Source organism: Myxococcus eversor (assembly GCF_010894455.1).
In the GTDB taxonomy this organism is placed as follows: domain Bacteria; phylum Myxococcota; class Myxococcia; order Myxococcales; family Myxococcaceae; genus Myxococcus; species Myxococcus eversor.
The window spans coordinates 138,621-151,087 of the sequence record NZ_JAAIXY010000019.1; the positions used below are offsets into that span (position 1 = coordinate 138,621).

Below are 12,467 nucleotides of genomic sequence, written 5' to 3' on the forward strand. Positions count from 1 at the left end.
CACGTGCTCCCGCGTCAGAAATGCCGGGTAGCACTTCGCGCCGCCACCGGCGTTTCATGACAAACTCCGCGACAGTTCACGCGCCCCCGCCGCCTGCTCAGGGAATTCATGTCATTTCTGGACCGCATCCTCGACCCTCCGAGCTACGGCTACGAAAAGGACGGCGCGCTCTACGTGCCGACTCATCGGGAGATCGCCTCGGAGTTCTTTACGCGCCTGAACATCTTTCGCACGCGTAAGAACTGGCTGGCGCTCATCGCCTGGGTCACCACGCTGGGATTCGGAGTCCCCCTCGCGCTCTTCTTCACCCACTACTTCAGTTGGTGGCTGCTGCTGGCCGGCTTCATCTACAGCATGGTGATTCTGGGGACGCACGGCACCATCTGGTACCACCGCTACTCGACGCACCGCGCCTTCACGTTCAAGAACGCGTTCTTCCGGGAGCTGTGCCGCAACCTGGTGGTGAAGACGATTTCGGAAGAGGCGTATGTCGTCTCCCACCACGTGCACCACGCCAAGGTGGAGCAGCCGGGGGACCCCTACAACGCGAAGGCCGGCTGGCTCTACTGCTTCCTGGCGGATGTGAACCACCAGGGCATCCGCAGGGACTTGAGCGCCAAGGACTACTCGCAGCTGCGCAAGCTGGTGGAGCACACGGGCGTCCACGTGAACAGCTATGAGCAGTACCAGAAGTGGGGTTCGCTCTGTCACCCCGCCTGGACGGTGGCGCACTTCCTGGCGAACTGGGCGGTCTGGTACGGCCTGTTCTTCCTCATCGGCGGACACGGGCTGGCGCTGGCGCTCTTCGGCTGGTCCGGCGTGTGGGCCGTGGGCGTGCGGACGTTCAACTATGACGGGCACGGGGGCGGCAAGGACCGCCGCCGCGATGGCGTGGACTTCAACATGAAGGACCAGTCCATCAACCAGCTCTGGCCGGGACTCATCACGGGCGAGTGGCACAACAACCACCACCTGTACCCGCATGGGGCCCGCGCGGGCTTCCTGCCCCACCAGTTCGACCCCGCCTGGCACTTCATCCGCGGCTGGTCCTGGCTGGGCGCCATCAGCTCGTACCGGGACTTCAAGACGGAGTTCATGGAGCAGCACTACCTGCCCTGGGCAGAGAAGCAGAAGGCCAAGGCCGCCGTCGTCGTGAGCGGATAGGCGTGAGCCGGGTGCGGGGTGGCCTCCCTGGCACCCCTGCGATACGCTGACACGCGAATGGCGACAGAGAAGGCGCTGCTGCTCATCGCGGACATCGGTGGCTACACCCGGTTCATGAAGCACCACCGGTTCAGCCTCGCGCACGCGCAGGACACCGTGGCGCAGTTGCTGGAGGCCCTCATCGACGCCTCCGGCAAGCTGAAGCTCGCGAAGCTTGAAGGGGACGCGGCGTTCTTCTACGCCGTCGGAGACGACTGCTCCACCTTCGCCCGGCAGGTCGCCAACCTCCGCCGTGCCTTCCTCGCCCGGCGCGAGCGGCTCATCGTCGACCGCATGTGCAAGTGCGACGGGTGCATGCAGGTGGGTGCCCTGACGCTCAAGTTCGTGGCGCACTCGGGCGAGGTCGCCTTCCAGCGCGTGAAGCACCTCACCGAGCTGGCGGGTGTCGACGTCATCCTCGTGCACCGGATGCTGAAGAACGACGTCCCGGTGTCCGAGTACGTGCTGATGACCGACTCGGTGCACCAGCGGCTCGAACCGGGGCTGCGCCAGCACACGCGGGGGCTCGAGCACGAGTTCGAGGGCCTGGGCCGCACCGCGACGCACTACCTGGACCTGAACGAGAGCGGCCAGGAGCTGCCCGCGGCGCCAGGTCCCAACCTGTTGCGCAGGTGGTGGCACAAGCTGACGCAGGAAGCGCGCTCGCTCAAGTACGTGCTCGGCTTCCGCGAGGCCTGCCAGGACTTCCGCAACGTCGAGATTGTCGACGCCCACGCGCAAGCGCACCTCCCACCTCCTCCGAACTCCTGAGCGGGACTGCCGCGCGGGAAGAGGCGCCACCGGGGCCCGCAGGCGGATGAACCGCCGGAACCCGTCCGCTGGGAACAGACGTTTCCGAGCCACCCCGCGCGCAGGTCCTTGGACAGCGACAGCAACGCCGTCATGGCGAAGTGAGTCACGAGGAACCAGCGCTCGCGTCGGATGCGGAGTCGCGCTGCCTCGGGTACCTTGCCGGACAGCGCTCGCGCGACGCGAGCAGCCTGGGGGCGACTCGTGAAGCGCTACTTCATGCCGGGAACTCGAGCCACCCTCCTGCTCGACGGCCCTCCGCGCCGGGCCAACTCCATCCAGCGACACACGCGGAGGCCCGCGGTCCGCGGGGCCGTCTCGACTTGAAGACCTCCGAAGGAGGACGCCGATGAACCAGCTCGCCTGTGGCCATGCCGCACCCCACGCGGGACAGTGGTGTGTCCACCTCCTGGATGACGACGACGCGGGCCACCACGTCCGCTTCACGGGGCAAGGCGTCCACCATGACCTGCTCTGTCAGGACTGCGCGCGGGTGGCGCTGCCCGGCCAGCAGTTCCGGAGCATCTGCGCCGACTGCCAGCACGTGAGGCTGGGACACAGCTCCGCGTTGATGGGCATCATCGGACGCCCCCAGGTGCGCACCCGGACCACGGGGCTCCACTTCGAGCACCGGGAGCAGTCACTCCCCCAGCTCGCGGGCCAGTCGCTTCGGGCCGTCACCGCGCTGGGCTCCGCGCCTGGCTCCCTGTGGCTCGCGGTGAACGCGCATGGCGAGCTGCTCCGCATCGACCTCGATGAAGGCTCGCTCACGCGGCTGGGGTCCGTGGGCGCGGAGACACTCGACCTCTCCGCCAGGCTCGCGCTGCACGTCTCGCCCTGCGGGCGCTATGCCGCGGTGGTGAACCTGCTGGGCGCCAGGGGGCTCGTGCTGGAGCTGGTCTCCGGCAAGGTGACGATGTCGCTGGACCGGGGCTCGTACCATGAGACGCGCTGCGAGTTTCCCCTGGCCTTCTTCCGCGACGGCCCCCGGACGCTCCTCGCCCACGCGACGACCTGGAATCGGCTGGACCTGTCGGACCCCGCCACGGGGGAGCTGCTGACGCGGCGAGAGCCCGGGGGGCGGGGCAAGCCCGGTGAGCCCATGCCTCGCCACGAGCGCGACTACTTCCACTGCGGCCTGACGGTGTCCCCGGACGAGGCCTGGCTCGTGGACGATGGCTGGGTCTGGCACCCGCTGGGCATCCTGACGACCTTCTCCCTGCGGCGATGGGTGCATGAGAACGTGTGGGAGTCCGAGGACGGCCCGTCCCTGAAGCACCTGCGCGAATGCACCTACCACTGGGATGGCCCGCGCTGCTTCGTGGGCCCTCGCGCGGTCGCCTTCTGGGGGTTCGGCGGGGACGCCGACGCCTTGCTCGACGCCGCGATGATTCACGACGTGGAGACCGGGAAGCTGCTGCGCTGGTTCCCTGGACCGCGCGGCGAGTTCAGGTGCGATGGCAACCTGCTGCTCGCGAGCACGAAGGACCAGGGAACCTCCGTGTGGGATGTGGAGACGGGAGAGCAGCTCCACCAGGACCCCACCGTGGTGCCCACGGCGTGGCACCCGGTGGCGCGTCGCTTCCTGACGGTGATGCCCGAGGGCCTGCTCCGCGAGAGCAGCCTGAGCGGCGCGGCCTGGTGAGCCGCGCGCGGGCCCCGGGCGCGACTCAGGTGGGGAACACCGCCAGCTCCAGCTCCCGCAGGCGCTCCGGCTCGAAGATGGAATCGAGCGCGAGGAGCTTCCCCTCCTCGCTGAATGAGGCGCCCTTCAGGCTCCAACCCTGGATGTTCCGCGCCGGGCCCCCTTCGGCTTCTTCGCAGGCGGGGTCTTCTTCGCGGCCTGGGTCTTCTTCGCGGGCTTCCTCGCAGTCGCGGCGTGGGTCTTCTTCGCGGGCTTCCTCGCCGTCGCGGTCTGGGACTTCTTCGCGGCCCGGGTCTTCTTCGCGGGCTTCGGCTCCTTCGCAGGCGCCTGCTTCACCGGAGGCAGGAGCTTCTCGTTCCAGGCCTCGAAGGCGGTCGTCCCGAAGATGTGCCCCTCCACGAGATGCTGGAGATACTTCTCGTCCGTCACCTTCACCAAGAGGTCGAAGTGATGAAGCCGCTTCCACGCGGCATCGAGGAAGGCGCCCTTGCCCTTCTCCTCGAGAGGACGAAGCTCACGCCGGGCCTTGTACAGCAGCCCGTCGCTTTCCGCGTTGTGCCGCGCGATGACGCGGGCGCGCGCCACGAAGCGCGGCGTGTGCTCGGCGTGCCACCGTTCCTCCCAGACCACGGCGGCGCCCGCCTCCACATGGAGTGACGACTCGGCCTTTTCCGCCTTCTTCGCCAGGGCCACCCGCGCCTTCGCCACCGCCTTCGGCGCCCCCCTCACCAGATAATCGATGTCACTCGCGCGGCGCTTCGCATCCAGGAGCAGCATCAGGGCGAAGGCCCTGCCCGAACCGAAGTCCCTCGGGCCGCCACCAAAACCCGTCAGGCAGTGCATGGTGACTTCGCGTCCCACTGTCTTTCCCACCCGCACATAAAACGTATCCGTGGACACGAGGTCCTCCGCTCAAGGCTGTTGTCGGCGACGGCCCCCATCTGGCCACCAAACGTCGGCGACTCAAAGCGGCATCTCCGATGGAGATGCCATTCAGTCACATCTGTTTCGTCGCGGAGGCCGCAGCGTCCAGGCCGCGGGCCCGCGCGCGCGGGAAGGCGCCTCGTGAACGCGGGCCCCTCCCCGAAGCACACGTTGGCAGTCCAGGTCAGGCACCCCACCCTCCCATGCCTTTTTTCAGGCCGGAGAGGAGAAGACATGCGGGCAAGACATGGATGGGCTCTGTTGGCACTGGGACTCGCGGGGTGCGGAGTTTCCCCTGGCACCGAAGGGATGCCACCGGGCGCGGACGGACGCGACGTCAAGCAATGGGCCTGCCCCTCCGGGGTCGCCTCGCGCCTGAAGGTCATCACTCCCCCGGGCACGGGCCCCGTCATCATCAGTGGGCAGCTCCTTGGGACCGACCAGCTCGTCAACGCGAATGGGGTGCTCTACTTCGGCACCAACTTCTACGACGGCAGCGCCGTCCTCTGGCGCACGGATGGAACGTCATCCGGCACCACGCGGGTGAGGACGTTTCCACCCTCCATGCGCGGCCCACCCCGCCTGGGCGGACTGGTGGCCGTGGGCGACCAGGTCTTCTTCGAGCTGGATGACACCGCCACCGGAAACGAGCTGTGGGTCAGCGATGGGACGGAGCGAGGAACCCGGCTCGTCAAGGAGCTCGCGCCCGGCATGGACGGCGTCTCTCTGCAACACCTCTCCTCGCTCAACGGGCTGCTCGTCTTCGTTCGCAACGTGTCACTCCCCGCACCAACGTTCATGCGTCGCGAGGTCTGGCGCTCGGATGGCACCGACGCCGGCACCTTTCGCGTGGCCGTGCTTCCGTCGGATGTCGAGGTCCGCTTCACCTCGCTGAAGGTGGGCGCGGCGCTGCACCTGTTCCTGTCGTCGGAGACCCACGGCACCACGCTCTGGCGCACCGACGGCACCTCCGCCGGGACGTTCGCCGTCAAGAAGCTGGACGCGCGGAGCACCTACGTCCACCACGTGGCGCAGGCGGGCAACCTGGGGTTGTTCGTGCTGGACGACGGCCCCAACGACGAGGTGTGGACGACGGATGGAACCACCGCGGGGACCGTCCGGCTGGAGTCGTTTGGCCGCTCCACCAGCCTGCTCGGCGTGCTGGACTCGTCCGTCTACCTGGCCACGCAGTCCACGGATACGAAGCGACTGCATGTCGAGCGCGTGTCCTTGAGCGGCGGAGGCAAGACACGCATCACCACCCTGCCCAACCTGTACGCGAACCTGCCGGACGCGACGCCCTACTTGCAGCGGACGACGAGCTCCGGAGGAAGGCTCTACTTCTCCATGGCCATCGGCGGCAGCGGCCCCGCGCCCCGGGACGTGTCGCTGTGGGCGACGGATGGAACGACGGCCGGGACGCAGTTGCTCCATCACCCCCTGGACCTGAGCGACGACTCCAACTCGTCCCTCTTCGCCACGGGAGACGGCTCCGTCTTCTTCAGCGCTTCAAAGGATGGCCTGTTCACCGAGCCCTGGTTCACCCGAGGCACACCGGCGACCACGGGCCAGCTCGCGGACATCAACCCCGGCACCTGGGGCTCCTCGCCGGACGGCTTCGCGCGGCTGGGCTCGCGCGTCTATTTCTTCGCGAGCGACGAGACGGGCGAATATCAGCTCTGGTCCACGCCCTCGGGCATCCACTGTCCCCCGGGGGCGGCCCCCGCGAAGTAGCCGCGCACCTCCCGCCCTCACTGCCCGGGCGGAGGGAATGAGGGAGGCTGGAAGCCAGGCACGGGCAGCTCCACGCGCACCGGGAGCCCACGGGTGTCACCCGTCTTGAGGAACTTCACCACCTGGGCCAGCAGCTCCGGGTACTTCGCGAAGACGGGGGCCCGTGTGTGGTGCGCGCCCCGGTGGACCTGGATGACGCGGCCGTTGGAGAACCAGGGCAGCAGGCCCAGCGCGTTCTCCAGGGGCGTCGAGGTGTCCCAGTCCCCGTGGAACATGAGCACCGGAATCGGGCTCAGCACCGGGAGGCGCACCTCATCACCGATATCGGGCGTCGGCCACGCCTCCTCGGAGGCCATCAGCGCATCGAAGTCGACGGCGCCCAGCAGCTCCAGGCCCGCGTCGGTCTTCAACAGATGTCGGCGCTCGGCGGACACGGCGAGACTGCTGTCAATCAGTGGCGCGATGAGCCGGACGGGTTCCTCGACGTCCTGACGCTCCGCGAGGACCTCTCGCGCCCAGTCGTCGTAACGGCGGTAGTACAGGGAGAGGACGAAGGCGGGCCAGGACGCCGCGGGCCTGAGCAATGCGCCCTGGAAGTCCTCCAGGCCGAGCACCACCGTTCGCGCCGTCCCCGTCTTCGCGTCCTGGACCGTGACTTCGACGGGCCCGGCGGCGAGGCGCTCCCGCACCGCGCGCAATGCCGCCATCACCCCACCCCGGGGCAGATAGGGCCGGAGCGCGGGGGAGCGGTCCGCGTCCCAGGCGATGCGCTGGAGGGACGCGAAGATGTGCGAAGGCATGTCATGGCTGTTGTCGAGCGGCTCGACGCCCGAGAGCAGCGCCCGCGCCACGATTTCGGGATGCAGCCGCATCACCGCCAGGCTCCACTGCGAGCCGAAGCTCTGTCCCGACAACGAAATCCGCCGATAGCCGAGCGCCTTGCTCAGCGCCTTCACGTCCTCCGCGTACTCGACGAGGTTGTAGCCGGACAGGTCCTTGTCGGGATGGGCCGCCACCGCATCCTGGGCCAGCGCCACCATCGCCTCCGCATCCGCGGCCAGCGAGCGCGGTTGCTCCAGCGGCTGCGCCCGCCGGGACACCGTCAGGATTTCCCCGCGTGGCGAGTAGCCCCGCTGGTCCACCACCACCACGTCTCCCACGGCCCGGTAGGGAAGGATTCCCTCCAGCTGGCTCTTCGCCGCGTCGTCGTGGTCCGTGAAGGCGTTGAGATACGAGCGCGCAGGCCCACCAGGAAGGATGAACACCGGCGCAGCACCGGTGGGCTTCGCCGCGCGGATGCGAGCGAATCCGATGCCGATGACACGAGCGCGCTTCGAGGTCCGGTTCTCCGGGACATAGAAGGTGCCCAGCTCGTAACGAAGCGTCTCGCCGGACGGCGTCTTCGTCGTGCCGGTCTCCACCACCAGCTCTCCCGCCTTGCGAATCCCCACCGTATCGGTGGCGCGGGCCTCCGGGACAAGTACCAGCAACCAGATGACAGCTACAACGGAAGATGTCTTGTCGAGGCGCAGGGTCATTTCCTCCGAGGGAGGGGAACCGGGCGCGAGGAGGTTTACTCCCGCCTCCGAGCGACTTCGGGCAGCAGTCCCAGGGCCTTCGACGTGGCCCGGGCCTCGGCGAGCAGCCAGGTCCTGAAGGCGACCACGTCCCGGCGGCTCGACAGGGGCCGGGGGTGGACAAGCCAGTAGCCGAAGTCGTTGGGCAATACCTGCGCGAAGGGCTGGACCAGCCGCCCCGCCTTCAGGTCGTCGGCGGCGAGCAGCAATCGCCCGAGCGCCACGCCATCACCTTGCCGCGCGGCCTGGAGCACCAGCCCCGCGTCGTTGAACGCGAAGCCCTTCCCGGTGTCCACGCCGTCGACACCGGCCGCATCCAGCCAGCGACGCCATCCATCCTTCGGCGTGTCATGGAGGAGCCGCACCTTGCCCAGGTCCGACGGCGAGCGCAGCTTCCTGGCGAGCGCCGGACTGCACAGGGGCGCGAGCACCTCCGGCGCGAGCTGCTCGGCCTTCAGCCCCGTCCACCGTCCCAGCCCGGAGCGGATGCCCACGTCGAAGCGGTCGTCCAGGAAGTCCCACAGCTCCGACGCGCTGCTCAGGTGCAGCTCGATATCCGGATGGAGCCGACGAAAGCCCTCCAGGCGGGGCAGGAGCCAGGACGAGGCGAACGAGGGCAACACGGTGAGCCGCAGGGGCCCCTGCTCCGCCTCGTACAGCCGCGTGGTGGCTTCCGACAGGCGCTCGAACACGGGCGTCAGCTCGCGCAGGTACGCCTGTCCCTTCGCCGTCAGCGTCAGCGCGTGCCCCCGGCGTTCGAAGAGCGAGACGCCGAGCCAGTCCTCCAGTTGGCGCACCTGGTGGCTGATGGCCGCCTGGGTGACGCGCAGCTCCGTGGCGGCCCGGGTGAAGCTCAGGTGTCGCGCCCCGGCCTCGAAGGCCCGCAGGGCGCCGAGCGGTGGAATGCGGCGCATGCTCGATGAGCTCCCTCTATCGAGCGCGTGAGGATAGCTCGCTGGGGGTTCGACTCGAAATGGAGTTTGTGTGGCGACTCGCGCCCCCTCACGACGACAGGGGCGCGTGGGGGCTTTCGTCATGATTCCCGCTGAAGTGTGGGTGATGTTCCTGGGCTACACCGTGCCGATGGTCTTCAGTCCCGGACCCGGCAACACGGTGCTCGCCACCGCGGGCGGACGCTTCGGCATCCGGGGCTCGCTGCCGTTCTGGACGGGCTTCGAGGTGGCCAACGTCGCCCTCTGCCTGCTCTACGGACTGGGGCTGGGGCGCGCGCTGCAAGGGGTTCCCGCGCTGCACGGCATCCTGCGCTGGTGCAGCGTCGTGTACCTGCTCTACCTCGCGTGGGGCTTCTTCCGCGCATCCAGCACACCCGCCGGAGCGGAGAAGGAACCGGAGCGCCTCGGCTTCGTCGAGGGCCTCTTCACCGTGGCCCTCAACCCCAAGATTCACTCGATGATTCTCGTGATGTTCTCCCAGTTCCTGAACCCGGCGGGTGGCATGCTCTCGCAGGCCGCGCAGCTCACCGCCGCCTTCCTCGTCGTCTGCGTGGCGTGTCACTTCCCATGGATCTACGGAGGCAAGCTCATCCTGGGGCGCTTCCGCTCCGCACGAGCCCTGCGCATCCAGGGCTGGACGTTCGGCGCCTGCATGGTCGCCGTCGCCGCCTACGTGGCCGTCGCCTGAAGCACGTTATTCAAGCATCTCCGTTTATTCTCGGATAAATCCGTATCAGTGGCGAAACACGCCACCCAGACATCCGTGACTGGAGATGTTCATGCTCACTCGAAGAACCGGAATGCTCCGGTTGGTGTTGTTGACGTTTTCCTCCGTGGCCGTGCTGGGCTCGACGCCTGGCTGGGCCCAGACGGTGTTGGACCTGTCGCCCGCGAATCGGCGAGCGCCCATCACCGGACTGCCGGACTGGTCCAAAGCAGGCTACCGGGGCGGACAGGAGCTGCCAGGTGAGTCGGACATCAATCCGGATGCGGCGTGCCGGGTGACACCGGCCGAGCTGGCGACGAACCACGGCGTGATTCCGAATGATGGCGTGGACGACACGGCGGGCCTCCAGGCCGCCATCGATTACCTGCGCACGACGTGCTCACCTGGCGCGTCCTTCACGAAGCTCTCCCTGCTCTCGCTGCCCGCGGGCCAGCTCGACGTCTCCCGTCAGCTCGCGGTGGACGCCAACTACGTCATCATCCGGGGTGCGGGCTCCTCTCCGGTGACGGGCACGAAGCTGGTGTTCCGTCCCGATGTGAACACCCGCTACGACACGCTGACGTCGGACGGGGGCGACTGGGACGAGGACGCCATGACCTACGGCGAGGGCAAGGGCGGCTGGCTGTGGCCCGGACGGGGCCTGTTCCGGGTGCAGTCGCGCCAGGTCCACACGGCGTACGACGACGACCATGAGACGGCCCCCGCCAACCGCGCCGACATCTTCGAGGGCACCGCGAATGTCCATTGGAAGGTCGGGGTGAAGCTCCGCGCGAAGCCGGGCGAGACGGGCTTCGCCGCGCGCACCGGCGACACGGTGGTGTACCTGGCGGCCAACTCCTCCGCCCTGGCCGTGGGCAGGCTCGTCAACATCCGCGCCGCCAACTCGCGCGCCTTCTACGCGGAGCAGCAGGCGCTGCCCACCGAGCACGCGCTGTCCAACCTGCACATGCGTCAGCAGCTCTTCCGCATCGTCGCCGTGGACTCGGGCAACAAGACGCTCACCCTGGACAAGCCGCTGGAATACGACGTGCCGGTGACGTCGACCTCGGACGGCTCATCCGCCATCGACGGCACGGTGTACGACTCCAAGGCGGCTCCGCTCGTCGACCCCATCGTCGGCGTCGGCATCGAGAACCTGTACTTCACGCAAGAGGTGCCGGGGGTGAGCGCATCGGCCGCGCTCCATAACTACGGCAACCTGGCGCCCGCGTACGAGATGCACGGCATCGTCTTCAAGTGGGCCGCGGACTCGTGGGTGCGAGGCATCCGCGCGGAGATGACGGGCTCGCATCCCATCGTCACGGAGGAGGCGAAGAACCTCCAGATTGTCGACAACGTGTTCGACGGAGCGTGGAACAAGGGCAAGGGCGGCAACGGCTACTTCCGAGGCTCCCGCGTCTGGGACTCCCTCTACGCCGGCAACACGTCGCGCAACCTGCGGCACTTCACCTTCCAGTGGTCCGCGTCCAACAACGTCGTCATCGGCAACGACTTCGACTCCGACCTCAACCTGCACGGCGGCTGGGAGCGCAGGAACCTCTTCGAGCGCAACGTCAGCGCCGTTCCGTACGCGCACCGCTCCGGCAACTGCAACGCCCACTGCGGCGAGGAAGGCGGCGGCGGACCGGATGACTCGAACTGGTATCCCATCTGGTGGGGCGCGGGGAAGAAGGCGGTGAAGTGGTCCGGTGCCACGGGGCCGCAGAACGTCTTCTTCAACAACGTCCTGCGCAAGCAGGTGGGTACGGACACGGCGCCCTACGCCGACTTCTATTCGGAGCCCTCGCGCGTCTACCAGTTCGGCTGGTCCGGCTCTGCGTACAAGCACCTGGACATCAGCGGGACGCCCATCTCCGACTGGGCGCATGCGGAGACGCTCGACTACTCCGGAGGCCATGGCGTGGACACCACGCGGACGGACACGGCGCCGTCGCTGTTCCTCATCAGCGTCGGCGCTCCGCCGCCTCCCGACACCACTCCGCCGAGCGCCCCCTCCAATCTCCGCGTGACGGCGGTGACGTCCACCAGTGTCACCCTGGCCTGGGACGCGGCCACGGACAACCGGGGCGTCACCGGCTACTCCGTCTGGCTCGGCGGCAACGTGACCGCCACCACGACGGGCCTGGGTGTGACGCTGCTCGGCCTGAGCCCGGCCACGGCGTACTCATTCACCGTCACCGCGCGGGATGCGGCGGGCAACGTGTCGGTGCCGAGCGCGGCGGTCATCGCGACCACGGCCCCGGCGGCGGCCTCTGGACTCGTCGCCCACTTCGCCATGAGCTCTGTCTGGGCCAATGGCTACACGGGCCGGTACACGGTGGAGAACCTGGGCACGACGAACGTCAGCGGGTGGCAGCTGGAGTTCGATTTGCCGGCCGGCACGACGGCGCAGAACCCGTTCTCCTCCACGATGACGCGCAACGGGAACCACTACACGTTCCTTCCCGTCAGCCACAACACCGTCATCAAGGCGGGCGCGAGCAAGGAGTTCGGCTTCACCACCACCGGGCTGGGGCAGCCCTTCAACTGCACCTTGAACGGCAACCCCTGCGAGTGAGACGGACACGGGTCCGGTGCTCGTCCAGGCCGGGCCCAGGGGTAGTAGGCCTCTCCGTCGAGCGTCGGACGGACGTGCCGCGTCGTGCGCTGGAGCAGTCGCACGCCGAGCCGGGACTCCAACTGCTTGATGGCCTGCGTGGCCGTCGAGCGCGGCAGCTCCAGGTCCTGGGCCGCCACCGTGAAGCTGCGCCGCTCCACGATGCGCGTGAACAACCGCATGACGTCCAGCCGGTCCATCCCGCCTCCTCACGGTCCACCGGGGCCGAGCACAGCGGCTCGAGTGCTCGCCCCAGCGAATCGCGGGGCACGTGGGCCCCGCGACTCCCTGCGCACCG

9 protein-coding genes and 1 pseudogene are annotated in these 12,467 nt (G+C 68.3%); 6 read left to right on the plus strand and 4 right to left on the minus strand.

The window, feature by feature from the left end; all coding sequences use genetic code 11:
• Nucleotides 1-108: 108 nt before the first annotated feature.
• The 3 genes from G4D83_RS32935 to G4D83_RS32945 all read left to right on the plus strand — a co-directional run bounded on the left by G4D83_RS32935 (nucleotide 109) and on the right by G4D83_RS32945 (nucleotide 3,658).
• Nucleotides 109-1,164 carry a fatty acid desaturase gene (locus G4D83_RS32935; RefSeq protein ID WP_163868838.1) on the plus strand — a complete coding sequence of 352 codons (1,056 nt, stop codon included), beginning with the start codon at nucleotides 109-111 and terminating at the stop codon, nucleotides 1,162-1,164.
• 57 nt (nucleotides 1,165-1,221) lie between these two features.
• Nucleotides 1,222-1,974 carry a DUF2652 domain-containing protein gene (locus G4D83_RS32940; protein WP_163868839.1) on the plus strand — a complete coding sequence of 251 codons (753 nt, stop codon included), beginning with the start codon at nucleotides 1,222-1,224 and terminating at the stop codon, nucleotides 1,972-1,974.
• A gap of 388 nt (nucleotides 1,975-2,362) precedes the next feature.
• Nucleotides 2,363-3,658 (plus strand): WD40 repeat domain-containing protein, encoded by a 1,296-nt coding sequence (locus G4D83_RS32945; RefSeq protein WP_163868840.1) that lies wholly within the window; start codon nucleotides 2,363-2,365, stop codon nucleotides 3,656-3,658.
• Nucleotides 3,659-3,784: 126 nt separating this feature from the next.
• Here the strand turns inward: G4D83_RS32945 and G4D83_RS32950 are convergent, their stop codons facing one another.
• The gene (locus tag G4D83_RS32950) at nucleotides 3,785-4,558 is read right to left on the minus strand and encodes a hypothetical protein (protein ID WP_163868728.1); all 774 of its coding nucleotides are present in this window, start codon (nucleotides 4,556-4,558) and stop codon (nucleotides 3,785-3,787) included.
• A 285-nt stretch (nucleotides 4,559-4,843) separates the two neighbouring features.
• On the opposite strand from G4D83_RS32950, the gene G4D83_RS32955 reads away from it, so the two are divergent.
• Nucleotides 4,844-6,316, plus strand: a complete 1,473-nt coding sequence (locus G4D83_RS32955; RefSeq protein WP_240356848.1) for a hypothetical protein — start codon at nucleotides 4,844-4,846, stop codon at nucleotides 6,314-6,316.
• A gap of 17 nt (nucleotides 6,317-6,333) precedes the next feature.
• Here the strand turns inward: G4D83_RS32955 and G4D83_RS32960 are convergent, their stop codons facing one another.
• Both G4D83_RS32960 and gcvA read right to left on the minus strand, forming a co-directional pair.
• On the minus strand, nucleotides 6,334-7,854 hold the full coding sequence (locus G4D83_RS32960) for an alpha/beta hydrolase (protein ID WP_163868842.1): 1,521 nt from the start codon (nucleotides 7,852-7,854) through the stop codon (nucleotides 6,334-6,336).
• A gap of 35 nt (nucleotides 7,855-7,889) precedes the next feature.
• Complete coding sequence (gene gcvA / locus G4D83_RS32965) at nucleotides 7,890-8,807, minus strand: transcriptional regulator GcvA (protein ID WP_163868843.1); 918 nt, start codon at nucleotides 8,805-8,807, stop codon at nucleotides 7,890-7,892.
• A 121-nt stretch (nucleotides 8,808-8,928) separates the two neighbouring features.
• Between gcvA and G4D83_RS32970 the strand changes: the two genes are divergently transcribed.
• Both G4D83_RS32970 and G4D83_RS32975 read left to right on the plus strand, forming a co-directional pair.
• Nucleotides 8,929-9,534 carry a LysE family translocator gene (locus tag G4D83_RS32970; protein ID WP_163868844.1) on the plus strand — a complete coding sequence of 202 codons (606 nt, stop codon included), beginning with the start codon at nucleotides 8,929-8,931 and terminating at the stop codon, nucleotides 9,532-9,534.
• A 91-nt stretch (nucleotides 9,535-9,625) separates the two neighbouring features.
• Nucleotides 9,626-12,130: a cellulose binding domain-containing protein gene (locus tag G4D83_RS32975; protein ID WP_163868845.1), complete on the plus strand. Its 2,505-nt coding sequence runs from the start codon at nucleotides 9,626-9,628 to the stop codon at nucleotides 12,128-12,130.
• 62 nt (nucleotides 12,131-12,192) lie between these two features.
• On the opposite strand, the pseudogene G4D83_RS46475 reads toward G4D83_RS32975, so the two are convergent.
• A pseudogene (locus G4D83_RS46475) lies at nucleotides 12,193-12,369 on the minus strand (helix-turn-helix domain-containing protein); the annotation flags it as partial.
• Nucleotides 12,370-12,467: the final 98 nt, after the last annotated feature.

What these genes read in the sequence shown, in the direction of transcription:
- G4D83_RS32970 (WP_163868844.1), top strand. Translation starts at nt 8,929, where the DNA reads ATGATTCCCGCTGAAGTGTGGGTGATGTTCCTGGGCTACACCGTGCCG.
- G4D83_RS32945 (WP_163868840.1), top strand. Translation starts at nt 2,363, where the DNA reads ATGAACCAGCTCGCCTGTGGCCATGCCGCACCCCACGCGGGACAGTGG.
- G4D83_RS32935 (WP_163868838.1), top strand. Translation starts at nt 109, where the DNA reads ATGTCATTTCTGGACCGCATCCTCGACCCTCCGAGCTACGGCTACGAA.
- G4D83_RS32940 (WP_163868839.1), top strand. Translation starts at nt 1,222, where the DNA reads ATGGCGACAGAGAAGGCGCTGCTGCTCATCGCGGACATCGGTGGCTAC.
- gcvA (WP_163868843.1), bottom strand. Translation starts at nt 8,807, where the DNA reads ATGCGCCGCATTCCACCGCTCGGCGCCCTGCGGGCCTTCGAGGCCGGG.
- G4D83_RS32975 (WP_163868845.1), top strand. Translation starts at nt 9,626, where the DNA reads ATGCTCACTCGAAGAACCGGAATGCTCCGGTTGGTGTTGTTGACGTTT.
- G4D83_RS32960 (WP_163868842.1), bottom strand. Translation starts at nt 7,854, where the DNA reads ATGACCCTGCGCCTCGACAAGACATCTTCCGTTGTAGCTGTCATCTGG.